This window comes from Streptomyces sp. SDr-06 (assembly GCF_003324565.1).
Classification (GTDB): domain Bacteria; phylum Actinomycetota; class Actinomycetes; order Streptomycetales; family Streptomycetaceae; genus Streptomyces.
Window position 1 is genome coordinate 195,052 of record NZ_QOLA01000009.1, and the last position, 25,314, is coordinate 220,365.

Sequence of the window (25,314 nt, forward strand, 5' to 3'; positions counted from 1 at the left end):
CCGCGATCGGACCGGGCGGCTACCTGGCAGGCGGACCGAATGGCAGACAGCTCCAGGCCCGAATCGGGTATTCCGATTGCCCTGGACTCCGGAGCGCCCGGGACGGATGCCCGTCGGGACCTTCCGGCGCAGCCCGTGGAGCCGGAAATCCCGTTGCAGGTCTCGTCCTTGATCCGGCGTCAGCGGGTTCTGCTGGTCGTCACCGCGGGCGCGGCGCTGCTGTCCATCGGCGGGCTCGTGGCCTCCGTCTTCGTGCGTTCCCCCGCCCAGGACGCGGCCGGGCGCAGGGCCCCCGAGCCCACCGTGCTCACCGCCGCCGTGCAGCAGCGCGTCCTCACCAAGTCGGTCATCCTGCGCGGCACCGTCACCGCGGGCGGCAGCGTCACCTTCACACCCGTCCAGGGGCAGTCCCAGGGGGCGGCGGCCGGGGCGCTGCTCCTGACCGGCATCCGCAAGAAGGCCGGGAGTGCCGTGGCGCCGGGCGATGTCCTGGTGGAGGTCTCCGGGCGGCCCGTCATCGCCCTGTCCGGCCCGGTCCCCGCCTACCGGGACCTCAAGCCGGGCGACACCGGCAAGGACGTGGGCGAACTCCAGGACGCGCTGCGCCGCCTCGGGTACGCGGACGGCGACCCGGCGGGCACCTTCGGCGCGGCGACCAAGGCGGCCGTCGCCGCGCTGTACGCCGACCGGGGCTACGACCCGCCCGACACCGGCGGCCCGCACGGCGCGTCCGACCAGCAGGCGCTCGCCGGGGCGCGCCAGGCCGTCACCACCGCGCAGCGGGCCGTCACCGCGGCCCGCACCGCCCGCGACGGCGCCAAGGGGGCCGCCGCGATCTCCGCCACCGCCACCCAACTCGGTTATGCCGAGCAGGACTTGGCGACCGCGCGGAAGGCGCTCGACGACCTCGTGGCGCACACCGGGGTGATGCTCCCGCTCGCCGAGTTCACGTTCGTGCCCGCCTTCCCCGCCCGCCTCTCGGCCGTCAACGCGGGCGTGGGCTCGGCCGTCACCGCGCCGCTGCTCACCATCGACTCGGGGCGCCCGGTGGTGACCACCGTCCTCACCCAGGACCAGAAGACGTCCCTGCGCGAAGGCATGAAGGTCCAGCTGTCCGCCGAGGTGCTCGGCCAGGAGGCCAAGGGCGCCATCACCGTGATCGGCGCGTACACCACCGGTACTCCCAACTCCGGCCAGCGCGGCTCGGGTTCGGGCTCCGCAGGACAGAACGGCGCGTCCGGCGGCGGGCAGGACGGTGGCGGCTCCGGCCCGCAGGCACGCGCCGGCTACCCGCTGACCGTCACCCCGGCCACCGAACTTCCCGCGCCCTGGCTCGGTCTCGATGTGCGGGTCACCGTGACCGCGGCGTCCAGCGACGGCCCGGTCCTGGTCGTCCCGGCCACCGCCGTCAGCGCGGGCGCCGACGGCAACACCTCGGTGTCCGTACGGGCCGCCTCGGGCGCACAGCAGCGCATTCCGGTCACCGCGGGCATGGACGCCGACGGCTATGTGGCGGTCACCGCGGCCCCCGGTTACCGGCTCGCGGCCGGGGACGCCGTGGTCGTGGGCCAGTGAGGGCGCTCAGGCGCCCGCGGGGCGCGGCGGGCCCCGTCGTGGAGGCCGCGGGGGAGGCCGGGCCGGGGCCCGCCGACACCGTCCGGGTGCCCGCCGTCATCGAGCTGGCGGGCGCCGCGCGCACCTACCCCGGGCCGCCGCCCGTGCACGCGCTGCGGCCCACCGACCTCACGGTGCGGCGCGCCGAGTACATCGCCGTGGTCGGGCCGTCGGGGTCGGGGAAGTCGACGCTGCTCAACGTCGTGGGCCTCGTCGACCGGCCGACCGGCGGCCACTACCGCCTCGACGGCATCGACACCGGCGGCCTGCCCGAGGCCGAGCGCACCGCCCTGCGCGGGCACCGCATCGGTCTGGTCTTCCAGGCCTTCCATCTGCTGCCCTACCGCACCGCCACCGAGAACGTCATGCTCGCCCAGGTCTACCTCGGCACCCCGCGCGCCCGGCGGCGGGCCGAAGCGGTGGACGCGCTGCTCGCCGTCGGGCTCGGGCACCGGCTCGACGCGCTGCCCTCGGCGATGTCCGGCGGGGAACGCCAGCGCGTGGCCATCGCCCGCGCGCTGGTCAACCGGCCCAGCCTGCTGCTGTGCGACGAGCCCACCGGCAACCTGGACTCCGCCTCCGCCGGGCGGGTCATGAACACGCTCGACGCCCTCAACGGCGGCGGCATCACGCTGGTCGTCATCACCCACGACCCCGCCGTCGCCGCCCGCGCCCGCCGCACCCTCACCATCCGCGACGGCGAACTCACCGAGGACAGCGCCGCGTCGGCGCAGTGGGGCCCGGTATGAGGCGACGCGCGCGGCGCCCGCGCCACCCGGACCTTCCCCGCACCCGGCTCGTCCTCAGGGACCTCGCGGCGGAATCCGTCGCGGGCATCCTGCAACGCCCCGCCCGCACCGCCCTGACCGTGCTCGGCACCCTGCTCGGCGTCGGCGCGTTCGTGGCGATCCTGGGGCTCACGGCCACCGCCCGGGGCCAGATCAGCTCGGACTTCACGGTGCTCGCCGCCACCCAGGTCACCGTCAAGGACGTCGGCGCGCCCGACCCCGATCAACAGGCGGCCACCGCCACCCGCTACGACTTCCCCGACGACGCCGACCAGCGGATCGAGCGGCTGCGCGGCGCCGTCCACGCCGGAACGTACTGGCAGGTCTTCAAGACCCCGCCCGCCGTCTCCACCCGCTCAGGACCCGCCACCTCGGCGGCCGCGGGCGCCGAGGGGCTCACGGTGTACGCGGCCAGCCCCGGCCTCCTGCGGGCCGTCGGCCCCACCCTCGGCGGCGGCACGCTCTACAACACCTTCCACGCCGCCCGGCGCATGCACGTCGCCGTCATCGGCTCGGCCGTCGCCCGCCACCTCGGCATCAGCAACCTCGCCGCCCAGCCCGCCGTCTTCGTCAACGGCACCCCGTACACCGTCGTCGGCATCCTGCGGGACGTCGAGCGCCTGCCCAACCTGCTGCTCTCGGTGATCATCCCGGACCGCACGGCCCGCGCCGACTACGGCGACCCCGCGCCCGACTACGCCGCCACCATGCTCATCGAGACCCGGGTCGGCGCCGCCCCCCTGATCGCGCGGCAGGCCCCGCTCGCGCTGCGGCCCGACCGGCCCGACCACCTCCAGGCCGTGCCGCCACCCACGCCCCACGCGCTCCAGGACAGCGTCACCGGCAGCCTCGACTCGCTGTTCCTGCTGCTCGCGGGCATCACCCTGGTGATCGGCACCGTCGGCATCGCCAACACCACGCTCGTCTCCGTCCTGGAACGCACCGGGGAGATCGGCCTGCGCCGCTCGCTGGGCGCCCGGCCCCGGCACATCGCCGCCCAGTTCCTCACCGAGTCCGCGGCGCTCGGCACCCTCGGCGGTCTGCTCGGCACCGCCGTCAGCATCCTTGTCACGCTCTGGGTGGCCCTCGCCCACCACTGGACCGCCATCCTCGACCCCTGGACCACCCTGCCCGCCCCGCTGATCGGCACCCTCACCGGGCTGCTCGCCGGTGCCTACCCCGCGCTGCGCGCCGCCCGCATCGAACCGGCGGAGGCCCTTCGGCGCTGAGCCCGGGCCCTTGGCCCCCACCTGGGGGACGGACCCTGTGAGTAAGGCCACGAAACGGGCAAACGATCTCTATTGACTGCCAGAGTGGCTGACGCGCATCCTGCGCGCCGCCGTTCTTTGCGGGCTGTTCCCGGTCAAAGAGCAACACAATCAACCGGGAGCACTCTGTTGGCCGCCCTCGCGCGCTGGTGTGTCAGGCACCGCCTCGTCGCCGTACTGCTCTGGCTCCTCGCGCTCGGCGCCACAACCGCCGCCGCGGCCGTCGCGGGTTCGGCCTACTCCAACGACTACGAGGTCCCCGGCACCGAGTCCGGCCACGCGAGCGCCCTGCTCGACGCGGGCTTCCACGGCCGGGGCGGCGACACCGACACCGTCGTCTGGCACACCGCGACCGGCTCGGTCCGCGACAGCGGCGTACGGAAGACGATGCAGGCGACGCTCGGGCAGATCGCGAAGCTCCCCGGCGTGGCCTCCGTGACCGGCCCGTACGGGCCCGACGGGGCGGCGCGGATCAGCGCCGACGGCCGCACCGCCTATGCGACGGTCACCTTCGACGCACAGGCCGACGACCTCCCCAAGGCGCGGGCCGAGGCGGTCGTCGACACGGCCAGGGCCGCCGCGTCCGCCTCCCTCGACGTCGAACTCGGCGGCAGCGCGGTCGGGCTGACCGAGGCGCCGTCCGCGCACCTGTCCGAGGTCGTCGGCGTGGTCGTCGCGGCCGTCGTGCTGTTCCTCGCCTTCGGCTCGTTCGCCGCCAGCCTGCTGCCGATCGCCACCGCGCTCATCGGCGTCGGCACCGCGTACGCGGGCATCGGACTGCTCGGCCACGTCATGACGGTCGCCGACTTCGCGCCCATGCTCGGCATGCTCATCGGGCTCGGCGTCGGCATCGACTACGCCCTGTTCATCGTGACCAGGCACCGGCGCGGGCTGCGCCGGGGCCTGAGCGTCGAGGAGGCGGCCCGCACCGCCGTCGCCACCACCGGCCGGGCCGTCGTCTTCGCGGGCGCCACCGTGTGCATCGCCCTGCTCGGCATGCTGACCCTGCGCCTCGGCTTCCTCAACGGCGTCGCCGTCGCCGCCTCCCTCACCGTCGTCCTGACCGTGGCCGCGTCCGTCACGCTGCTGCCCGCGCTGCTCTCGTTCATCGGGACGCGGGCGCTCAGCCGCCGCGAACGGCGCCAACTCGCCGAACAGGGGCCGCGGCCCGAGCCGCCGCCCGGGTTCGCCGCCCGCTGGGCCGCCTTCGTGGAGCGCCACCCCAAGCTGCTCGGAGCGGTCGCCGCCGTGGTGATGCTGGTGCTCGCCCTGCCCGCGCTCTCCCTCCACCTCGGCACCTCCGACCAGGGCAACAACCCCGCGAAGTCGACCACGCGCCAGGCCTACGACCTCCTCGCCGACGGCTTCGGGCCCGGCGTGAACGGGCCGCTCACCGTGGTCGCCGAACTGGCGGGCCCCGGCGACCGGCTCGCGATGGACCGGCTGCCCGACGTGCTGCGCGCCGCCGGGGGCGTCGCCTCGGTGAGCCCGGTGACGTACAACGGCAGCGGCAGCACCGCCGTCCTGACCGTCGTGCCGGACTCGGCCCCGCAGTCGCAGCGCACCAGCGAACTCGTCGACCGGCTGCGCCACGAGGTGCTCCCGGCGGCCGAGCGGGGCAGCTCGCTCCAGGCGTACGTGGGCGGCGTGACGGCCGGCTACGACGACTTCGCGGCGATCATCGTCGGCAAACTCCCGCTGTTCGTCGGCGTGGTGATCGCCCTCGGCTGCGTCCTGCTGCTGCTCGCCTTCCGCTCGGTCGGGATCCCGCTCAAGGCGGCCGTGATGAACGTGGCGGCGGTGGCCTCCGCGTTCGGCATCGTCGTCGCGGTCTTCCAGTGGGGCTGGGGCAGCGAGCTCATGGGGCTCGGCCGCTCCGGGCCCATCGAGCCGTTCCTGCCCGTGATCATGGTCTCGGTGCTCTTCGGCCTGTCCATGGACTACCAGGTGTTCCTGGTCAGCCGCATGTACGAGGAGTGGCTGGAGACCGGCGACAACCGGCGGGCGGTCCGGGTCGGCCTCGCCGAGACCAGCCGGGTCATCAACTCGGCCGCCGTGATCATGATTTCGGTCTTCGGGGCCTTCGTGCTCAGCGGCGACCGCGTGATCGCCATGTTCGGCATCGCGCTCGCGGCGGCCGTCGCCCTCGACGCGTTCGTCCTGCGCACCCTGCTCGTGCCCGCCCTCATGCACCTGCTCGGCGGCGCCAACTGGTGGCTGCCCGGCTGGCTGGAGCGGCGGCTTCCGCGGATCAGCATCGAAGCGCCCGAAGGCCGCCGTGCGAAGATCCCGGAGCAGCCCGAGACCGAACCGGCCGGGCAGCTCGTGCCGTGATGACCAAGGCGTACGAAGGTGGAGGAGCCGCGATGTTCGCTGTGCCCCTGGGCGACGACGGGGCCGAACTGCGCCCCCTGGAGCCGTGGCAGGCCGCGGAGTTCCTCGCCCACATCGACCGGAGCCGGGCCTTCATCGGCACCCACATCGCGCTGCCCGACCACGCCACCGACCTGGCCTCCGCCCGCGCCTACCTCCAGGGGTACGCCGACAAGGGCGCCGCGGACACCGGGCGCCTGTACGGCATCTGGCGCGAGGACACCCTCGTCGGCGGGGTGCTGTTCCGGACCTTCGACGCGGCGCGGGGCACCTGTGAGGTCGGCTGCTGGCTGGAGGAGGCGGCGGTCGGCCGCGGCCTGGTCACCCGGGCGGTCACGCTGCTGATCGACTGGGCCGTCGACGTGCGGGGCATGCACCGCGTCGAGTGGGTGGCCTCGGCCGGGAACACGGCGAGCATCAACGTGGCCAGGCGGCTCGGCATGGTCAGGGACGGGGTGCTCAGGGAGAGCTACCTCTACCGCGGGGTGCGCCACGACAGCGAGGTCTGGTCGGTGCTCGCCGACGACTGGCGGGCGGCGCGAGCGGGGCGCTGAACGCGACACGCCCGGCGCGGGGAACGATCGGTGCCGGGCGCGGGCGGGGCCGTTAAGGAAGCTCTCAGCGGGCTCTCAGAAACGGCACCTAGCGTGCCCGGCATGAACGCCACCCCCGCCACGACCAAGACCGACGCCGAGAACGAGAAGGCCGCCGAGACCGAGACCGAGGCCACGTCCGCCACCGGGGGAGCGGCCGCGGAACCGGACCCCGGGGCCGCCGGAGCGACGGACACCCCCAAGACCCCCGAGGCCGGGGACCCGCGGGACGCCGGGTCCGAAGACGGTCTCGCCGAGGACGCCGAGGACGCCGAGGACGACGAGCTCGCCGAGGACGAGACCTCCGCCCGCGCGGGCTTCGGCGCCGGCGCCGGCGCCGTCGTCGCCGCGGCCCTGGGCGCGGTGTCGCTCAGCGGCACCTGGATGGGCAAGACGCTCTCCGAGCGGGCCACCCTCGTCGGACAGATCAAGACCTCCCAGAGCGCGACCGCGGCCCAGCAGATCCAGGAGATCTACGGCAACTCCTGGCACACCACCGCCCTGGTCAACGGCGTCTTCGCGCTGCTCGCCCTGATCGTCGGCGCCGTCGTGCTCGCCCGGCCCGCCTTCGGCACGCCGGGCCGCGCCGAGCAGCCGGTGTGGGTCAAGGCCGTCGCGCTGGCCGGAGTCGTCCTCGGCGTGATCGGCCTGCTGATCTCCGCGGGCATGTACCTCGACCTGTTCGCGGCGCTGCCCAGCACCAAGGGCTGAGGCCCCCCGGGGCGCTCCTAAGGCGCCCGCCCCCCTGCCTTAGGCGGCTCACGTCCGGTATCCGGGCCGCCTAAGGCAGCACCTCCCCACAGATGCGGCACTCGCCCGATGTGGGAGAGGCCCCTGGGAGACGAGAGTTGAGACATCGCAAGGAACCCGGAACACCACCGGGGCCGAGCGGCCACCTCAACCCCATCGATTCCAGGAGTACGAGATGTTCGACTACGAGATGCACAAGACCCACGAGGCCGAGCTGCTGCGCCGCGCCGACCACGAGCGCCTGGTGGGCCAGGCCCGCCGCGCAGCGCGCCGCTTCGGCCGCCGCAGTGGCGACAACGGAGCGGAGGGGCAGGTGAGTTCACCGCGCAGCCGGTTCGTCCGGGCCGCCTGAGATCCGGCCGTCCGCGATGACAACCCCTCCGATCCACTCCGCTCCCACCGATCGGACGCCGTCCCCGGCCGTGGCCCCGACCTCCTCCGGGGCCGCCTCCCCAGCCGGGGACGGACCGTCCGGTCCCGCGTCGCCGGACGCCTGTGCGATGCTCGGCACCGTGGAGACCAGGTCAGTCAGCCCCGTGTTCGTCGGCCGCGCCGCCGAGTTGCGGGCATTGAACGAAGCACTCGCCCGCGCCGCGTCCACCGCGGAGCCCGGGGGAGAGCCGCAGGCGCTGCTCGTGGGCGGCGAGGCGGGCGTCGGCAAGAGCCGGCTCGTCGAGGAGTTCACCGACGCGGCCCGCGCGGCCGGCGCCGTGATCGCCATCGGCGGCTGCGTCGAGGTCGGCGCCGACGGGCTGCCGTTCGCCCCCTTCTCGGCCGCGCTGCGCGCCCTGCGCCGCCAACTGCCCGACGAGCTCGCGGCCGCCGCCGACGGCCAGGAGCAGGAGCTCGCCCTCCTCCTGCCCGAGCTTGCCCAGCCCGGCAGCCCCGTCGCGCGCGAGGACGGCACCGCGCGCCTCTTCGAGCTGACCGTCCGGATGCTGGAGCGGATCGCCGCCGAGCGCACGGTCGTCCTCGTCCTCGAAGACCTGCACTGGGCGGACGCCTCCACCCGCCACCTGCTCTCCTACCTCTTCCGCACCCTGCGGCGCGGCCGGCTCGTCGTCGTGGCCACCTACCGCGCCGACGACATCCACCGCCGCCACCCGCTGCGCCCGCTGCTCGCCGAGCTCGACCGGCTGCGCAGCGTGCGGCGCATCGAACTGCCCCGCTTCACCCGGTCCGAGGTCCAGCACCAGCTCACCGGAATCCTCGCGGCCGAGCCCGAACAGCGTCTGGTGGACGAGATATTCGAGCGCTCCGACGGCAACGCCTTCTTCGTGGAGGAGCTCGTCGTCGGCCGCGACTCCGACGGCACCTGCCCCGACCTCAGCGACTCGTTGCGCGACCTCCTGCTCGTCCGCGTCGAGAGCCTGCCCGAGGACGCCCAGCGGGTGGTGCGGATCGCCGCCGAGGGCGGCTCCACCGTCGAGTACCCCCTGCTCGCCGCCGTCGCCCGGCTCCCCGAGGACAAGCTCATCGAGGCGCTGCGGGCCGCCGTCGGCGCGAACATCCTGCTGCCCGCGGCGGACGGCGACGGCTACCGCTTCCGCCACTCCCTGGTCCGCGAGGCCGTCAGCGACGACCTGCTGCCCGGCGAGTGCTCGCGCCTGAACCGCCGCTACGCCGAAGCGCTGGAGGCCGATCCCGCGCTGGTCCGGCCCGACGAGCAGACCACCCGGCTCGCCACCTACTGGTACCACGCGCACGACGCGGCCAAGGCGCTGCCCGTCGTGCTGCGGGCCGCCGTCGAGGCCCGCCGCCGGCACGCCTACTCCGAGCAGCTCACCCTCCTGTCCCGGGCGATGGAGCTGTGGGACTCCGTACCCGAGGAGGTGCGCGACGGACTGCGGCCGCTGGACCACGCGGGCTCCTACCCGGCCTGCGGCCGCGCCCCCGAGAGCGCGGCGCCGCTGCGCTACCTCGACCTGCTCGCCGAGGCCGTCGAGGCCGCCCGCTACTGCGGCGAACGCGAACGCGCCCTGAAGCTGGCCAAGCGGGCCCTGCGGCTCATCGCCGAGAACGACCGGTCCTCCTCCGGGACCGACCCGCTGCGCGCCGCCTGGTTCTGGATCCAGCGCTCCCGCCTGGTGCAGAACCTGGGGCGCGGCGACGGCTGGGAGGAGATCACCACCGCCCAGGACCTGGTGCGCGGGCTGCCGCCGTCGCCCGTGCACGCCGAGGTCATGGCCACCGCGGCCAACTGGAGCATGCTGCACAGGCCGGGCCCCGAGTCCCTGGCCGAGGCCGAACAGGCCGTCGCCTACGCCCGGTTGGTGCGCACCGAGGAGATCGAGCTCAACGTACGGCTCACCCTCGGCAGCCTCATGGTCGACTCCGGCTCGGTCGAGGACGGCCTGGCCACCATGCGCGCGGTGATCGACCGCTCGCTCGAACTGGGCCTGGTCGGCGAGGCGGGCCGCGGCCATGTGAACCTCTGCTCCAGCCTGGAGGCCATCGGCCGCTCGGCGGACGCGGTGCTCCTGGCGGACGCCGGGGTTCGCCTCGCCCAGAAGTACGGGCTGCTCGACAACGAGGCCTGGGTACAGGCCAACCGGGCAGAATCCCTCTTCCACCTCGGGCGCTGGGAGGAGACCGTCGACTGCATCGAGCGGGTCCAGCGCACCGCCGTGAGCACCAAACCGCTTGGCAACGTCCTCATGCGGCGCGCCAATCTCGCGCTGCTCCGGGGCGAGTTGGAGCTCGCCGCCGCCTCTCTCGCCGACGCCCACGGCGCCTTCGGCAAGTACGACCCGATGGCCCAGCACGCCATCCCGCTGGCCCGCGTCGCCTTCGGCATCGCGGCCGCCCAGGGCCGCATCGAGGAGGCCCGCGCCGAGCTGGCCCGCGCCGTGGAGCCCGGCTTCCCGCCCGGCACCCAGCGCTACGCCTGGCCGCTGCTCGCCTCCGCCGCCGCGATGGAGGCCGACGTACGGGGCCTGCCCGCGGCGGAGCCGGGCCGGGCCGCCGCCCTCGACCTCATCCGCGCCGCGGCCAAGCGGCTCCCGACCGGCGTCGCCGTGTGCGAGGCGTTCGCCCTCGTCGTCGCCGCCGAACTGGCCCGGGCGGAGGACCGCGACGCGGCGGCCCGCTGGGAAGCGGCCGCCCACGCGCTCAGGCCCCTCGAACGCCCGCATGAGCTGGCCGTGGTCTGCCACCGCTGGGCCGCGGCCCTCCTCGCCGAGGGCGGCGACCGGGGGCGGGTCGCCTCGCTGCTTCGCCAGGCCCACGCCGAGTCCGTACGCCTGGGCGCCCGCCCTCTGCGCGAACAGCTGGAGCTGCTGGCCCGCCGGGCCCGCCTGCCGCTGACCGGGCCGGACCCCGTCGCGCCCGAGGACCCGGTCGACCCGGCGGAGGCGCTCGGGCTCACCAGCCGCGAACGGGACGTCCTCCGCCTGGTCGCGGCGGGCCACAGCAACCGCCAGATCGCCGAGGAGCTCTACATCTCCCCGAAGACGGCGAGCGTGCACGTCTCCAACATCCTGGCCAAGCTGGGGGTTTCGGGCCGGGGCGAGGCGGCCGCGCTGGCCCACCGCATCAACCTGTTCCCGGGCGAGGCGGTGGCCCGTCCCGCCTCGTGACCGCTAGGTGACGTCCAGCTCCAGGACGCGGTCGTCGCCGGGCTTCGGCTTGCCGCGCGAGTCGGTGTTGTTGGTGAGCAGCCACAGCTTGCCCGCGGTCCCGGCCGCCACGACGGTGCGCAGCCGTCCGTACTGCCCGGTCAGGAAGGCCTCGGGAGCGGCGAGCGGCTTGGTGGCGTCGAGCGGGACGCGCCACAGCCGCTCGCCCCTGAGCGAGGCGATCCACACACACCCGCCCGCGAACGCGATCCCGCTGGGCGAGGCCTCCGACGGCTTCCACTGGGCGACGGGATCGACGTACCCGGGCTTGTCCCCCCGGCCCTCCACCACGGGCCAGCCGTAGTTCCTGCCCGGCTCGATGAGGTTGAGCTCGTCCCAGGTGTCCTGGCCGAACTCCGAGGCCCACAGCCGGTTCTCGACGTCCCAGGCGAGCCCCTGCACATTGCGGTGCCCAAAGGAGTAGACGAGCGAGTCCGGCTCCGGATTGCCGTACGCGGGCTGCCCGTCCGGTGTCATCCGCAGGATCTTCCCGCCGAGCGACTTCTTGTCCTGGGCGAGCCCCCGGTCGCCGGTCTCGCCGGTCCCCGCGTAGAGCATCCGGTCCGGCCCGAACGCGATCCGGCCGCCGTTGTGGTTGTTGCCCTTGGGGATGCCGCGAAGGATGGTGTCCGGCGCCCCGAGCTGCTGGCCCTCCGGCCGCTGGGGATCGTAGATCATCCGGGCGATGCGGTTGTCGGACTCGGTGGTGAAGTACGCGTAGAGCAGATGGTCCGAGGCGTACGAGGGCGACAGGGCCAGGCCGAGCAGGCCGCCCTCGCCCTGGTGGGCGACGCCGGGCACGCTGCCCACGTTCGTCCTCCTGCCGCTCGCGGCGTCGACGAGCACGACCGAGCCGTCGTCACGGGAGCCGATCAGGAGCCCGCCCTCGGGAAGCGGAGCGATGCCCCAGGGCGACTTCAGGTCCGTGGCGACGGTCCTGGCCACCTTCACCGAGCCCTTGGCGGGCGGGAGTTGGGCGCCGGGTGTGGCGGACGAGGAGGCCCCGGTCGCGGAGGGCGCGCCCTGGCCCCGCGGCTGCGCGCCCGGCGAGGAGCAGCCCGCCGCGAGCACGAGCGCGGCTGTGGCCAGGGCGGTGGCCGCGGTGGTTCGTCGCACGGTTCTGGTTCCCTTCGACGGGGGTCGATGCGCTGGGTTCATTCTGCGGGCAGCGCCCCCTTGACCGCCGACCGCCCGCTCCAACTCCGCGCCGCGGGATGCTCCTTCGCAGGCCGGGGCACGCCCGTCCGCTTCCGAGGGCGCCGGCGCTCAGTCCCGGGCGGGCGGCAGCGCGGCCAGTTCCGCCAGGTCACGCGCGGTCAGGGACAGCTCCGCCGCGCGGGCGTTCTCCCGCACCCACTCCTCCCGCTTGGCCCCCGGCACGGGGATCACCTGCTGCCCCAGCCGCAGCAGCCAGGCCAGCGCCACCTGCCCCGGGGTCGCCCCGTGCCGCGCGCCCACCCGGCGCAGGCCCACGACCAGGGGCTGGTTCGCCGCCATCATCTCCGCGGTGAAGCGGGGGTGGCGGGCCCGGATGTCGTCCGGCTCGAAGCCCTGCCCCGGGGTGAGCGTGCCCGTCAGGAACCCGTTGCCCAGCGGCATCGCGGCGAGCAGGCCCACGCCCCGGACCGCGCACCACGGCAGCAGCGCGTCCAGCGCCTCCCGCGACCAGAGGGACAGCTCCGCCTGCACGGCGCTCACCGGGAACACCTGCTGCACGCGGTCGAGCAGCCCCACCGTCTGGTCGTACCGGCCGACGTCCAGCCCGTGCACCCGGGCCCCCGGCGCCGCCCGGCGCACCGCCCGCGCGCCCATCGCGCTCAGGCCGAGTGCCCGCACCTTCCCGGCCGTCACCAGCTCCGCCATCGCGCCCCAGGTCTCCTCGACGGGGACCTCGGGGTCGGCGCGGTGCAGCAGATAGAGGTCGATGACATCGGTCCCGAGCCGGCGGAGCGAGGCGTCGCAGGCCCGGCGCACGTATCCCGGGCGGCCGTTGGCGACCACGTGCTGGTCGACGCCCACGAGCAGCCCGCACTTGGTGGTGACGAACGCCTCGTCCCGGCGCTCCTTCAGCACCCGACCGATCAGCAGCTCGTTGGTGAACGGGCCGTACATGTCGGCGGTGTCCAGCAGGTTCGAGCCGCTGTCGAGGGCGGCGTGCACGGCTCGCAGCGAGCGCTCCAGGTCCTGCTGCGAGCGGCTGTAGCCCCAGCTCATCGGCATGCAGCCGAGTCCTATCGCACCCGCCCGCAGGGCCCCCGCCCCGATTGTCCTGCGCTCCACCTGGCCGGATCCCTCCCTCGTCGCTCCCCAAACTAACCTCTGGCCCCGGACACGCTTCGCATAGCCTCCTGACCATGACTGCAGACGTGTGGCTCCCCTTCGACCCGGCCGAGATCCCGGGTCTTCCCGCCTCTCTCGCCTACCGGTTCTGGGACGGCGGCCCCGACTACCCGGCCGACCCGGCCGACTGCGCCGTCTACGTGGTCCCGTACATGAAGCCCTCCGAGATCGCGGTCCGCCCGCTCGCCGCCATGACGGGCCTGCGCGTCGTGCAGACGCTGACCGCCGGGATCGACCACGTACAGCCCGGCATCGGGCTGCTGCCGCCGGGCGTGCGGCTGTGCAACGCCCGCGGGGTGCACGAGGCGTCCACCGCCGAGCTCGCCCTGACGCTCGTCCTCGCCTCGCTGCGCGGGATCCCCGGCTTCGTCCAGGGACAGGAGCGGCAGGAGTGGCGCTCGGGGTTCTATCCGGCCCTGGCCGACAAGTCGGTCCTGATCGTCGGGTACGGGTCGATCGGCGCCGCCATCGAGGACCGGCTCGCCCCCTTCGAGTGCGCGCGGGTGGCGCGCGTCGCGCGCTCCTGGCGTACAACGGAGCGCGGCGAAGTGCACGCATGGACCGATTTGCCCGCTCTGCTCCCGGAGGCGGACGTCGTCATCGTCTCCACGCCGCTCACCGAGAGCACGAAGGGCCTGGTGGACGCCGAGTTCCTGGCCCGGCTCAGGGACGGGGCGCTCCTGGTGAACGTGGCGCGCGGCCCGGTGGTCGACACGAAGGCGCTGCTCGCCGAGGTGGAGTCCGGGCGCCTGCATGCGGCACTGGATGTCACGGACCCCGAGCCGCTGCCCGTGGGGCACCCGCTGTGGCAGGCGCCCAATGTCCTCATCAGCCCGCACGTGGGCGGCTCCAGCTCCGCTTTCCTGCCCCGCGCCAAGCGGCTGCTGGCCGCTCAGCTCACCCGCTTCGCGGCCCAAGAGCCGCTCGCCAACGTGGTTCTGACGACGGATCAGTAACGCTCCGCAGCGGTTCGGGTGCACCCGGTGCCCACATGACTCCAGGCTGTCACTGAGCGTATAAGGGCTATGTCCCTGAGTGACGAGACTGGTGTATCGTCCCGACCGGGGGCCGGCGCCGTGCGTCTACGGCGCGGGGGAGCGATCACTGCGAGGGGGGCGACGGGCGATGCACGGCCAATGGACGAACGATCCGACGCGGTGGAGCCGCCTGCGGCAACCCCGCGCGCATCGCGCAATGATGCGCCGCGGTGGAGCGGCGAGCGCCGAGGCGATAAACGGCACAACGACCAACCGCGCCCAGGAGCACGGCTCCCGGCGCGGCGATACCGGCTCCCGGCGCCGGCCGGGAGGGGTCCCGCGGCCGGCCCGGTGGCGGGGAGCGGTCCGGTGAGCGCGCCCGGAGCGATCCTGACGCGGCCGCCCATGACCACGGGGGGCGGAGCCGGCATGGTGTCCCAGCTGGTGCTCGCGCTGATCTGCGCCGGATATGCCACCGGCGCATTCCTCGGCTGGGGTTCCGAGCAACTCGCTCTTGTCATGGGTGACTTCGGCCTCTCCGGCGCGGCGGTGGTCGCCTCGGTCTCCTGCTTCCGGTACGCCCGGAGCGGGGCCACCGAGAGCGAGAACAGCTTTCGGCCCGCCTGGCTGCTGTTCTCCTTCTCCTCCGCCATGGCCGCCTGCGGCAACGGAGTCTGGGGCTGGTACGAGGTCGTGCTCCGGCGCGGCGTGCCCACCCCCTCGCCCGCCGACTTCTTCTTCCTCTGCTTCGCGCCGCCCGCCATCGTGGGCCTGCTCGTCCTCGCCAAGCGCCCCGTCACCAGGGCCGGTTGGGTCTGCCTGGCCCTCGACTCCTGGCTCATCGGCGGCTCGCTGCTCACCCTGTCCTGGAGCCTGGCCCTCGCGCGCACGGCCCACGAGGGGGAGGGCGAGGGCGTCGCGCACGCCACCCTCACGCTCGCCTATCCGCTGCTCGACATCGTGCTGGTCAGCATGGTGCTCGCGCTGCACTTCCGGCGCTCGTCGGCCAACCGGTCCGCGGTGAACACCGCGATCGCGGCGCTCGCCCTCACCGTGCTGTGCGACGCCCTGTTCACCTCGCCGCTGCTGCGCGAGCACTACCGCTCGGGCCAGCTCCTGGACGCCGGCTGGTTCGCCGGATCCCTGCTGCTCGCGTACGCCCCCTGGGGGGCCCGCCGGTCTCCCGCCGCACCGCCCCGCCCGCCGGCGGCCGCCCCGCCGGCCGCCCGCCCTGCCCCCGGCCGCGGCCGCTCGCACGCCCTGCCGGTGACGCGGCCGCTCGCCAGCTCGCTGGCCGCGCTCACGCCGTACCTCGCGGCCGCCGTGTGCACCCTGGGCATCCTCTACAACGTCATCGAGGGCCACCGGGTCGACCGCATGGTCGTCTTCACCGGCTGCACCGTGGTGCTCGCCCTGGTCGTCCGCCAGGGGATCATGCTGCTCGACAACATCGCGCTCACCCACGAACTGGCCCAGAAGGAGAACCACTTCCGCTCCCTGGTGCAGGGCTCCAGCGACGTCATCATGATCGCCGCGCCCACCGGGATGCTGCGGTACGTGAGCCCGGCCGCGGCCGGCGTCTACGGGCGGGACGCGGAGGAGCTGGTGGGCTCCGAGCTCGCCTCGCTCATCCACCCCGAGGACCTGGGCCGGGTGGTGCACGAGGTGCGCCGGTTTCTGGCGGCGCCGCCCGCCGAGGAGCCCACGACGCGGATCGAGTGCCGCTTCAAGTCGGGGACCGGCGAGTGGCTCAACGTGGAGTCCACCGTCAACCGCCACCAGGGCGGGCTCATTCTCAACAGCCGCGACGTCACCGAACGGGTGCGCCTCCAGGCGCAGTTGGAGCACAACGCCGAACACGACCCGCTCACCGACCTGCCCAACCGCGCCCTGTTCACCAAGCGGGTGCGCAAGGCGCTCGGCGGGCGGCGCAACTCCGACCCCGGCACGGCCGTGCTCTTCATCGACCTCGACGGCTTCAAGCAGGTCAACGACACCATCGGCCACCAGGCGGGCGACGAACTGCTCATCCAGGCCGCCCGCAGGCTCCAGGAGTCGGTACGGGCCGGCGACACCGCGGCCCGGCTCGGCGGCGACGAGTTCGCCGCGCTGATCCTGGGCGACGGCACCCGCGACCGCGCGGCCCGCGAGTACCACGTCAGGGAGATCGCCGACAGACTGCGCCTCACCCTGTCGCAGCCCTACCAGATCGACGGCAACGATGTCCGGGTCGCCGCCTCCATCGGCGTGGCCTTCGCCGAGCCCGGCGTCACCGCGGGCGAGCTGCTGCGCAACGCCGACCTCGCGATGTACCGGGCCAAGAAGGGCGGCAAGAACCGGGTCGAGCTGTACGCCCCTCAGATGCAGGCCGAGGTCGTCCGCAAGACCGAGCTCGCGGCCCGGCTGCGCACGGCGCTGAACGAGGGCGAGTTCGCGGTGCTGCACGAGCCCGTCGTCGACCTCACCACCGGCGAGGTCTCCGCGGTGGCCGCCCAGGCCCGGTGGAGATCAGCCCAGGGCATCCTGTTCACCCCGGCCGAATTCCTGCGGGTCGCCGACGAGAGCGAGCGTGCCGCGGAGCTGAGCCGCTGGCTGCTCGAAGAGGCCGTCGAGCAGGCCGCCGACCGCATGCGGGCGGGCCACGACGCACCCGTCTCGATCCGCCTCCCGGCCCGGCGGCTGCTCGACAAGTCGATGCCGCTCGGCTCCGTGGAAGCCCTCCTGACCAGGCACGGACTGCCCTCCGGCGCCCTGATCATCGAGCTCGCCGACAGCGACCCCAGGATCTCCTTCGACGAGCTGGAGCGGCGCCTGGTCGGCCTGCGCAGGCTCGGCGTACGGATCGCGCTCGACGGCTTCGGCAGCGGCTACGCGGCGATCAACGCCCTGCGCCGGCTCCCCATCGACGTACTGAAACTGGACAGAGGCCTGGTCGAGGGCGTCGTCGAGTCGGCCCGTCTGCACAAGATCACCGCGGGGCTGCTCCGGATCGCCTGCGATCTCGGCATGCAGTCGGTGGCCGACGGGGTGGACGTGCCGGAGCAGGTCCTGGCGCTGCGCGCCATGGGGTGCACGCACGGGCAGGGCATGGCGTTCTCCGGGCCGCTGGACGAGTACCGGCTGCGCAGGGCGCTGCTGCGGGGCGAGTACCCGGTGCCTGGCGGGGCCGCGCTCCCCGTGCTCAGTGGCCGAAGGGGACCGCTGCTCGGCTCAAATAATGAGACGCCCGTCCCACCTACTTGACACCACCTGCGCGCCGGGGGGAGGGTCAATGCCATGCGCACCCGAATTCTCGTACTTGGAAAGCGCGTCGGCTGAAGCGGAGCCCCATGCAGGCTCCGCAGACCGCACCCGACGCGCTCCCCTCGCTTGCCTCACGGCACGAGGGGTTTTTTGTTGCACTGGCACCCCTCAAGCACCACAGCGATCTCGACCAAACCCCCGCAAAAACCCTCAGCTTCGAGAAGAGAATGCCGATGACCGAGCAGGCCACCGGGGCCCACCATCCGCAGCCGCGGCCCCGTAACGGCGGACACCAGTCCGCGACCGTTGAGCACGTCACGGGCGCGAAGTCCCTCATCCGTTCTCTCGAGGAAGTCGGGGCGGAGGTCGTGTTCGGGATTCCGGGCGGCGCCATCCTGCCGGCGTACGACCCGATGATGGACTCCACCCGGGTCCGTCACGTGCTGGTGCGGCACGAGCAGGGCGCGGGGCACGCGGCCACGGGGTATGCCCAGGCCACCGGCAAGGTCGGGGTGTGCATGGCGACGTCGGGGCCGGGCGCCACCAACCTGGTGACGCCGATCGCGGACGCGCACATGGATTCGGTGCCGCTGGTCGCGATCACCGGTCAGGTCTCCTCCAAGGCGATCGGTACGGACGCCTTCCAGGAGGCGGACATCGTCGGCATCACGATGCCGATCACCAAGCACAACTTCCTGGTCACCAAGGCGGAGGACATCCCGCGGACCATCGCCGAGGCGTTCCACATCGCCTCGACGGGCCGTCCGGGCCCGGTCCTGGTCGACATCGCCAAGGACGCCCTCCAGGCGCAGACCACCTTCGCCTGGCCGCCGCAGACCGACCTGCCGGGCTACCGGCCGGTCACCAAGCCGCACGCCAAGCAGATCCGCGAGGCCGCCAAGCTGATCGTGGCGGCCAAGCGCCCGGTCCTGTACGTCGGCGGCGGCGTCCTGAAGTCCGGCGCGACCGCCGAGCTGAAGGTCCTCGCGGAGCTCACCGGAGCGCCCGTCACCACCACCCTGATGGCGCTCGGCGCCTTCCCCGACAGCCACCCGCTGCACGTGGGAATGCCCGGCATGCACGGTGCGGTCACCGCCGTCACCGCGCTGCAGAAGTCGGACCTGCTCATCGCGCTCGGCACCCGCTTCGACGACCGCGTCACCGGCAAGCTGGACAGCTTCGCGCCATTCGCCAAGGTCATCCACGCGGACATCGACCCGGCCGAGATCGGCAAGAACCGCGAGGTCGACGTCCCGATCGTGGGTGACGCCCGCGAGGTCATCGCCGACCTGGTCCAGGCCGTCCAGGCCGAGTACTCCGAGGGCCACAAGGGCGACTACAGCGCCTGGTGGAAGGACCTCAACCGGTGGCGCGAGACGTACCCGCTGGGCTACGACGAGCCGAACGACGGCACGCTGTCGCCGCAGCGGGTCATCCAGCGCATCGGTGAGCTGGCGGACCCGGACACCATCTACGCGGCCGGGGTCGGCCAGCACCAGATGTGGGCCGCGCACTTCGTGAACTACGAACTGCCCGCCACCTGGCTGAACTCGGGCGGCGCCGGGACCATGGGCTACGCGGTCCCGGCCGCGATGGGCGCCAAGGCCGGTCAGCCGGACCGGATGGTCTGGGCGATCGACGGCGACGGCTGCTTCCAGATGACCAACCAGGAACTGACCACCTGCGCGCTGAACAACATCCCGATCAAGGTCGCCATCATCAACAACGGTGCGCTCGGGATGGTCCGCCAGTGGCAGACCCTGTTCTACAACCAGCGCTACTCCAACACGGTGCTGCACTCCGGTCCGGAGGACGGCGTCGCCGCCGAGGGCAAGCCGAGCGGCGGCACCCGTGTCCCGGACTTCGTCAAGCTGTCCGAGGCGATGGGCTGCTACGCGATCCGCTGTGAGCGTCCCGAGGACCTGGACAAGGTCATCGAGGAGGCGAACTCGATCAACGACCGTCCGGTCGTGATCGACTTCATCGTCCACGAGGACGCGCAGGTGTGGCCGATGGTCGCCGCCGGCACCTCCAACGACGAGGTCATGGCCGCCCGCGGCGTCCGCCCCGACTTCGGCGACAACGAAGACGACTGAGAGCTGTAGGAAGAGGTAAGAGGCTCATGTCCACCAAGCACACGCTCTCGGTCCTGGTCGAGAACACCCCCGGCATCCTCGCCCGGATCGCCGCCCTGTTCTCCCGCCGCGGCTTCAACATCGACTCGCTCGCGGTCGGTGTCACCGAGCACCCCGACATCTCCCGCATCACCATCGTGGTCAATGTCGAGGACCTGCCCCTGGAGCAGGTGACCAAGCAGCTCAACAAGCTCGTCAACGTCCTGAAGATCGTCGAACTCGAGCCCAGCGCTGCGATCCAGCGCGAGCTCGTCCTGGTGAAGGTGCGTGCCGACAACGAAACGCGCTCCCAGATCGTCGAGATCGTCCAGCTGTTCCGCGCCAAGACCGTGGACGTCTCGCCCGAGGCCGTGACCATCGAGGCCACCGGCGGCGCCGACAAGCTGGAGGCCATGCTGAAGATGCTGGAGCAGTTCGGCATCAAGGAGCTCGTCCAGTCCGGCACGATCGCCATAGGGCGCGGCGCCCGGTCCATCACGGACCGCTCGCTGCGCGCCCTGGACCGCAGCGCCTGAGCCCTCGCCGACCCGGGCCTGACCCGCCCGTATCGCGAGACTCACCCATTCCTCACTCACCCCCACCGATACGGTGGACGCAACACCAGCACACCAAGGAGATATCCCAGTGGCCGAGCTGTTCTACGACGACGATGCCGACCTGTCCATCATCCAGGGCCGCAAGGTCGCGGTGATCGGTTACGGCAGCCAGGGCCACGCCCACGCGCTGTCGCTCCGTGACTCGGGTGTCGACGTCCGCGTCGGTCTGCACGAGGGCTCCAAGTCCAAGGCGAAGGCCGAGGAGCAGGGCCTGCGCGTGGTGACGCCGTCCGAGGCCGCGGCCGAGGCCGACGTCATCATGATCCTGGTCCCGGACCCGATCCAGGCCCAGGTCTACGAGGAGTCCATCAAGGACAACCTGAAGGACGGCGACGCGCTCTTCTTCGGCCACGGCCTGAACATCCGCTTCGGCTTCATCAAGCCCCCGGCCAACGTGACCGTCGCGATGGTCGCGCCCAAGGGCCCCGGTCACCTGGTGCGCCGTCAGTACGAGGAGGGCCGCGGCGTTCCGTGCATCGTGGCCGTCGAGCAGGACCCGCAGGGCAACGGCCTGGCGCTGGCGCTCTCGTACGCCAAGGGCATCGGCGGCACCCGGGCCGGCGTCATCAAGACGACGTTCACCGAGGAGACCGAGACCGACCTGTTCGGTGAGCAGGCCGTGCTGTGCGGTGGTACCGCGGCGCTGGTCAAGGCGGGCTTCGAGACGCTGACCGAGGCCGGTTACCAGCCGGAGATCGCGTACTTCGAGTGCCTGCACGAGCTGAAGCTGATCGTGGACCTCATGTACGAGGGCGGTCTGGAGAAGATGCGCTGGTCGATCTCGGAGACCGCGGAGTGGGGCGACTACGTCACCGGTCCGCGCATCATCACCGCCGACACCAAGGCCGAGATGAAGAAGGTCCTCGCCGAGATCCAGGACGGCACGTTCGCCAAGAACTGGATGGACGAGTACCACGGCGGCCTGAAGAAGTACAACGAGTACAAGACGCAGGACTCCGAGCACCTCCTGGAGACCACCGGCAAGGAGCTGCGCAAGCTCATGAGCTGGGTGCAGAACGACGAGGCGTAAGCCGTACGTCGGCGGGGCCGGGCACGCTCTTCGTGTCCGGCCCCGCCGACCCCTGCGCGACCATGGACACCACGTCCAACCCCCATCGGGTGATCCTGCCTTCGTGGCGGAAAACCATGGGGGGAGCAGCACTACACTGCTCAGCAACACAAACGCGTCAGGCCCACAGCGTCGTGCGTCTTCCACGCGGCACAGCGACCCCGAGGAATTGCCGGCACGCCCCGAAATTCCCCGGCGCCGCTGCCCCTCCACCGCCTGCGGCCGTCGGGACGGCCGTCCGCAAAGGATTCAGTGAGGACCCACGTGAGCTCGAAACCTGTCGTACTCATCGCTGAAGAGCTGTCGCCCGCCACCGTCGACGCCCTGGGGCCGGACTTCGAGATCCGGCACTGCAACGGAGCCGACCGCGCGGAACTGCTGCCCGCCATCGCCGATGTCGACGCGATCCTGATCCGCTCGGCCACCAAGGTCGACGCCGAGGCCATCGCCGCCGCGAGGAAGCTGAGGGTCGTCGCCCGCGCGGGAGTCGGCCTCGACAACGTCGACGTGTCCGCCGCCACCAAGGCCGGCGTGATGGTCGTGAACGCCCCGACCTCCAACATCGTCACCGCGGCCGAGCTCGCCTGCGGTCTCCTGGTCGCCACCGCGCGCAACATCCCGCAGGCCAACACCGCGCTCAAGAACGGCGAGTGGAAGCGGAACAAGTACACCGGCGTCGAGCTCAGCGAGAAGACCCTCGGCGTCGTCGGCCTCGGCCGCATCGGTGTCCTGGTCGCGCAGCGCATGTCGGCCTTCGGCATGAAGATCGTCGCGTACGACCCCTATGTGCAGCCCGCGCGCGCCGCCCAGATGGGCGTCAAGCTCCTCTCCCTCGACGAGCTGCTCGAAGTCTCCGACTTCATCACCGTGCATCTGCCCAAGACCCCCGAGACGCTCGGCCTGATCGGCGACGAGGCGCTGCACAAGGTGCAGCCGCACGTGCGGATCGTGAACGCGGCGCGCGGCGGCATCGTGGACGAGGCCGCGCTGTACTCCGCCCTCAAGGAGGGCCGCGTCGCGGGCGCCGGTCTGGACGTGTACGCGAAGGAGCCCTGCACGGACTCCCCGCTCTTCGAGCTCGACCAGGTCGTCTGCACCCCGCACCTGGGCGCCTCCACCGACGAGGCCCAGGAGAAGGCGGGCATCGCCGTCGCCAAGTCCGTGCGCCTCGCGCTCGCGGGCGAGCTGGTGCCGGACGCGGTCAACGTCCAGGGCGGCGTGATCGCCGAGGACGTCAAGCCGGGCCTGCCGCTCGCCGAGCGCCTGGGCCGGATCTTCACGGCGCTCGCGGGCGAGGTCGCGGTCCGCCTCGACGTCGAGGTGTACGGCGAGCTCACCCAGCACGACGTCAAGGTGCTCGAACTCAGCGCGCTCAAGGGCGTGTTCGAGGACGTGGTGGACGAGACGGTGTCCTACGTCAACGCGCCGCTCTTCGCGCAGGAGCGCGGCGTCGAGGTCCGCCTCACCACGTCGAGCGAGTCGCCCAACCACCGCAACGTGGTGACCGTGCGCGGCACCCTGTCGGGCGGCGAGGAGGTCTCGGTCTCGGGCACCCTGGCCGGTCCCAAGCACCTCCAGAAGGTCGTCGCGATCGGTGAGTTCGACGTGGACCTGGCGCTCGCGGACCACATGATCGTGCTGCGTTACGAGGACCGCCCCGGCGTGGTCGGCGCGGTGGGCCGGGTCCTCGGCGAGGCCGGGCTCAACATCGCCGGGATGCAGGTCTCCCGCGCGGAGGAGGGCGGCGAGGCGCTCGCCGTGCTGACCGTGGACGACACCATCCCGCAGAACGTGCTGACCGAGGTCGCCGAGGAGATCGGCGCCAACTCGGCCCGCTCGGTCAACCTGACCGACTGACCCCGGGGCCGAGCCCCCGAGGTCCCGCGGCTCCCGTACCCGGCCCGCGGACATCCGTAGACGCTTGTCTTAGACGGATGTCTGCATGCCGGGTACGCTGCTGTCATGGGACACCGTGAGGATCTGCTCGAAGGCGCCAAGCGCTGCCTGCTGGAGAAGGGCTACGCCCGCACCACCGCGCGCGACATCGTCGCCGAGTCCGGCACCAATCTGGCCTCCATCGGCTACCACTACGGCTCCAAGGAGGCCCTGCTCAACCTGGCCTTCCTGAAGCTGACCGAGGAGTGGGGCGACGCGGTCGCCGAGGCGCGGCAGGGCGACGGCGCGCGCGAGGAGCTCCCCCCGCTGGAACGCTTCGAGCGGGGCTGGGCCCAGGTCATCGACTCCTACGAGCAGAGCCGCCCGGTCTGGAAGCTCCAGATGGAGATCGTCTCCCGCATCGACAGCGACCCCGAGCTCCAGAAGGCGCTCGCGGGGCCGCAGTTGGAGGGGCGCAAGGGCCTCGCCGAGGGCTTCCTCGGCATCGACGAGGAGGCCGACCCGGAGCGGGCCCGGCTCGCCGGAACCTTCTACCAGGCGCTGCTGGCCGGAGTGATGGTGCAGTGGATGGTCGACCCGGAGACCGCGCCCTCGGCGCAGGACCTGACGGAGGGTCTGAAGATCGTCATGGGGCTGGACAGCGACGGGGAGCGGGGCTGAGGGGTGAGGTCCCGCGGTTCGGCCCGGGTCGGCATGGCAGCGGGACAGGGCCCTGCGGCGGCGGGTCTCAAGGGTGCGGGGTTGGCCGGTCAAAGCCCTCTGCCGACCCGGGAGTTGACCGTCACAGGCGCGCGGCCTTGAGAGCCATGTGCAGCAGCAGCCGGTCCTCGCCCCGGTCCAGGTCGAGGCCGGTGAGGTGCTCCACCCGGGACAGCCGGTAGTAGAGCGTCTGGCGGTGCACGCCGAGGGCCGCCGCCGCGCGTCCCGCCTGGCCCGCGTGGTCGAGGAACACCTCGGCGGTGCGGGCGAGTTCGGTGTGGGCCGGGACCAACAGGGCCCGTACGCACGGGTCTTGACCACGCCCCGACGGCAGGGCGGTCAGCAGGCGGTACGGGCCGATGTCCGACCACTGGGCGACCGGGCCGAGCCGGGGCTCGGCAAGTGCCGCACGGACGGCGGCGGTCGCCTCCCGCAGGGCCAGGGCGAGGTCGCCGAGACCGCGGCGGGCCACCGCCACCCCGGCGGCCGCACCGCTCCCGGCGTCCCCGCGCAGCCGCTCCGCCGCGGTCCTGGCCGGTGCGAGCGCCTCCGCCGAACGCAGCCGCACCAGGGCGGCGAGCCCCTCGGCGCCGGAGTCGGCCGGGCCCCACGGCACCGTGCACACCGCCGCCGCGCCCGGCACCGTACGGGCCGAGGGGGCGTCCTTCGCGGGCCAGGGGGCGACGCACACCAGCGCGTGCAGTCCCTCCGCGTCGGGGCCGAGCGCCGTCTGCAACGCGGCGGTCGCGGTGTCGCGCTGCCAGCCGCCCCCGGCGGTCAGCGCCGCCCGGAACTCGCGCGAGAGGTCGGCGCCGGCCTGCGCCTCGTCCGCGAGCAGCCCCCCGATCCTGGCGGCCACCTCCATCGCCGCGGCGAGCTTGTCCTCGGCCGGGCCGGGCTCGGCGTCGAGCAGCCAGACGTATCCGAGGGCGACGCCCCGGTGGCGTACCGGAAGACAGATCCGGCCACGGAAGACCCCCGCGTCGGGCGCGGCCGGGATGCGGACCGGGCCGGTGGCGCGGGTGATGCCGAAGCCCTCGAACCAGGCCCGGACGGCGGGCGTCGACTTGCGGGTCAGGATCGAGCGGGTGCGCACCGGGTCCATGGCCGTGTCGTCGTCGGAGTCGTGGGCGCCGAAGGCGATGAGCCCGAAGTCCCGGTTCTCCAGCGTCGCCGGGGCGCCGAGCAGCGCCGAGATTTCATCGACCAGATCCTGGTAGTCGCCCTTCACACCGGCCATTCTCGCTCATCCAGGGAGGCGCTTCAGACATGTGTATGAGATCTGGGCCACGGATGCGTGACAGCTGTCGATGGCAGAGGATCGGGGAGATCCTTAGGTTTCACGGTGGTTCTCCG

At 72.9% G+C, this 25,314-nt stretch carries 18 protein-coding genes; 15 read left to right on the plus strand and 3 right to left on the minus strand.

All coding sequences use genetic code 11. The features are described from left to right. Nucleotides 1-168 precede the first annotated feature (168 nt). From DT019_RS20405 to DT019_RS20435, 8 genes are all read left to right on the plus strand, one after another. Nucleotides 169-1,575, plus strand: a complete 1,407-nt coding sequence (locus DT019_RS20405; RefSeq protein WP_189389751.1) for a peptidoglycan-binding protein — start codon at nucleotides 169-171, stop codon at nucleotides 1,573-1,575. After that, on the plus strand, nucleotides 1,572-2,363 hold the full coding sequence (locus tag DT019_RS20410) for an ABC transporter ATP-binding protein (protein ID WP_114038308.1): 792 nt from the start codon (nucleotides 1,572-1,574) through the stop codon (nucleotides 2,361-2,363). Before DT019_RS20405 ends, DT019_RS20410 begins: the two co-directional genes overlap by 4 nt. Further along, complete coding sequence (locus tag DT019_RS20415) at nucleotides 2,360-3,631, plus strand: ABC transporter permease (RefSeq protein ID WP_114038309.1); 1,272 nt, start codon at nucleotides 2,360-2,362, stop codon at nucleotides 3,629-3,631. Before DT019_RS20410 ends, DT019_RS20415 begins: the two co-directional genes overlap by 4 nt. Nucleotides 3,632-3,799: 168 nt before the next feature. Beyond that, a complete protein-coding gene (locus DT019_RS20420) occupies nucleotides 3,800-6,004 on the plus strand; it encodes an MMPL family transporter (protein WP_114038310.1) in 2,205 nt (734 codons plus the stop codon). Between the two features lie 32 nt (nucleotides 6,005-6,036). Then, on the plus strand, nucleotides 6,037-6,597 hold the full coding sequence (locus DT019_RS20425) for a GNAT family N-acetyltransferase (RefSeq protein ID WP_114038311.1): 561 nt from the start codon (nucleotides 6,037-6,039) through the stop codon (nucleotides 6,595-6,597). Between the two features lie 102 nt (nucleotides 6,598-6,699). After that, nucleotides 6,700-7,347, plus strand: a complete 648-nt coding sequence (locus DT019_RS20430; protein WP_114038369.1) for a hypothetical protein — start codon at nucleotides 6,700-6,702, stop codon at nucleotides 7,345-7,347. Nucleotides 7,348-7,561: 214 nt separating this feature from the next. Beyond that, the gene (locus DT019_RS39645; RefSeq protein WP_189389753.1) at nucleotides 7,562-7,738 is read left to right on the plus strand and encodes a hypothetical protein; all 177 of its coding nucleotides are present in this window, start codon (nucleotides 7,562-7,564) and stop codon (nucleotides 7,736-7,738) included. Nucleotides 7,739-7,886: 148 nt separating this feature from the next. Continuing rightward, on the plus strand, nucleotides 7,887-10,964 hold the full coding sequence (locus DT019_RS20435; protein ID WP_114038312.1) for a helix-turn-helix transcriptional regulator: 3,078 nt from the start codon (nucleotides 7,887-7,889) through the stop codon (nucleotides 10,962-10,964). Nucleotides 10,965-10,967: 3 nt separating this feature from the next. On the opposite strand, the gene DT019_RS20440 is transcribed toward DT019_RS20435, so the two are convergent. Both DT019_RS20440 and DT019_RS20445 read right to left on the minus strand, forming a co-directional pair. Next, nucleotides 10,968-12,161, minus strand: a complete 1,194-nt coding sequence (locus DT019_RS20440; RefSeq protein ID WP_114038313.1) for a PQQ-dependent sugar dehydrogenase — start codon at nucleotides 12,159-12,161, stop codon at nucleotides 10,968-10,970. 108 nt (nucleotides 12,162-12,269) lie between these two features. Next, complete coding sequence (locus DT019_RS20445; protein WP_114038314.1) at nucleotides 12,270-13,283, minus strand: aldo/keto reductase; 1,014 nt, start codon at nucleotides 13,281-13,283, stop codon at nucleotides 12,270-12,272. A gap of 74 nt (nucleotides 13,284-13,357) precedes the next feature. Here DT019_RS20445 and DT019_RS20450 point away from each other — a divergent pair, with 74 nt between their 5' ends. The 7 genes from DT019_RS20450 (at nucleotide 13,358) to DT019_RS20480 (ending at nucleotide 23,919) form a co-directional block, all read left to right on the plus strand. Then, nucleotides 13,358-14,299, plus strand: coding sequence for a 2-hydroxyacid dehydrogenase (locus tag DT019_RS20450; RefSeq protein ID WP_114038315.1), 942 nt, complete (start codon nucleotides 13,358-13,360; stop codon nucleotides 14,297-14,299). A 390-nt stretch (nucleotides 14,300-14,689) separates the two neighbouring features. Beyond that, entirely contained in the window at nucleotides 14,690-17,563 is a 2,874-nt protein-coding gene (locus tag DT019_RS20455; protein WP_189389755.1) for a putative bifunctional diguanylate cyclase/phosphodiesterase, read from the plus strand. 227 nt (nucleotides 17,564-17,790) lie between these two features. Next, nucleotides 17,791-19,659, plus strand: a complete 1,869-nt coding sequence (locus DT019_RS20460; protein WP_114038317.1) for an acetolactate synthase large subunit — start codon at nucleotides 17,791-17,793, stop codon at nucleotides 19,657-19,659. 26 nt (nucleotides 19,660-19,685) lie between these two features. Next, nucleotides 19,686-20,213 (plus strand): acetolactate synthase small subunit, encoded by a 528-nt coding sequence (gene ilvN / locus DT019_RS20465; protein ID WP_114038318.1) that lies wholly within the window; start codon nucleotides 19,686-19,688, stop codon nucleotides 20,211-20,213. 109 nt (nucleotides 20,214-20,322) lie between these two features. Then, entirely contained in the window at nucleotides 20,323-21,324 is a 1,002-nt protein-coding gene (gene ilvC / locus DT019_RS20470) for a ketol-acid reductoisomerase (RefSeq protein WP_100577585.1), read from the plus strand. 303 nt (nucleotides 21,325-21,627) lie between these two features. Then, on the plus strand, nucleotides 21,628-23,220 hold the full coding sequence (gene serA / locus DT019_RS20475) for a phosphoglycerate dehydrogenase (protein WP_114038319.1): 1,593 nt from the start codon (nucleotides 21,628-21,630) through the stop codon (nucleotides 23,218-23,220). A gap of 105 nt (nucleotides 23,221-23,325) precedes the next feature. Further along, nucleotides 23,326-23,919, plus strand: coding sequence for a TetR/AcrR family transcriptional regulator (locus DT019_RS20480; protein ID WP_114038320.1), 594 nt, complete (start codon nucleotides 23,326-23,328; stop codon nucleotides 23,917-23,919). 121 nt (nucleotides 23,920-24,040) lie between these two features. Here DT019_RS20480 and DT019_RS20485 read toward each other — a convergent pair whose 3' ends face one another. After that, nucleotides 24,041-25,198, minus strand: coding sequence for a PucR family transcriptional regulator (locus DT019_RS20485; protein ID WP_114038321.1), 1,158 nt, complete (start codon nucleotides 25,196-25,198; stop codon nucleotides 24,041-24,043). Nucleotides 25,199-25,314: the final 116 nt, after the last annotated feature.

Coding starts and splice junctions, on each gene's coding strand:
- DT019_RS20415 (WP_114038309.1), top strand. CDS start 2,360: ATGAGGCGACGCGCGCGGCGCCCGCGCCACCCGGACCTTCCCCGCACC.
- DT019_RS20425 (WP_114038311.1), top strand. CDS start 6,037: ATGTTCGCTGTGCCCCTGGGCGACGACGGGGCCGAACTGCGCCCCCTG.
- DT019_RS20430 (WP_114038369.1), top strand. CDS start 6,700: ATGAACGCCACCCCCGCCACGACCAAGACCGACGCCGAGAACGAGAAG.
- DT019_RS39645 (WP_189389753.1), top strand. CDS start 7,562: ATGTTCGACTACGAGATGCACAAGACCCACGAGGCCGAGCTGCTGCGC.
- DT019_RS20435 (WP_114038312.1), top strand. CDS start 7,887: ATGCTCGGCACCGTGGAGACCAGGTCAGTCAGCCCCGTGTTCGTCGGC.
- DT019_RS20440 (WP_114038313.1), bottom strand. CDS start 12,161: ATGAACCCAGCGCATCGACCCCCGTCGAAGGGAACCAGAACCGTGCGA.
- DT019_RS20450 (WP_114038315.1), top strand. CDS start 13,358: ATGACTGCAGACGTGTGGCTCCCCTTCGACCCGGCCGAGATCCCGGGT.
- DT019_RS20460 (WP_114038317.1), top strand. CDS start 17,791: ATGCCGATGACCGAGCAGGCCACCGGGGCCCACCATCCGCAGCCGCGG.
- ilvN (WP_114038318.1), top strand. CDS start 19,686: ATGTCCACCAAGCACACGCTCTCGGTCCTGGTCGAGAACACCCCCGGC.
- DT019_RS20480 (WP_114038320.1), top strand. CDS start 23,326: ATGGGACACCGTGAGGATCTGCTCGAAGGCGCCAAGCGCTGCCTGCTG.
- DT019_RS20485 (WP_114038321.1), bottom strand. CDS start 25,198: ATGGCCGGTGTGAAGGGCGACTACCAGGATCTGGTCGATGAAATCTCG.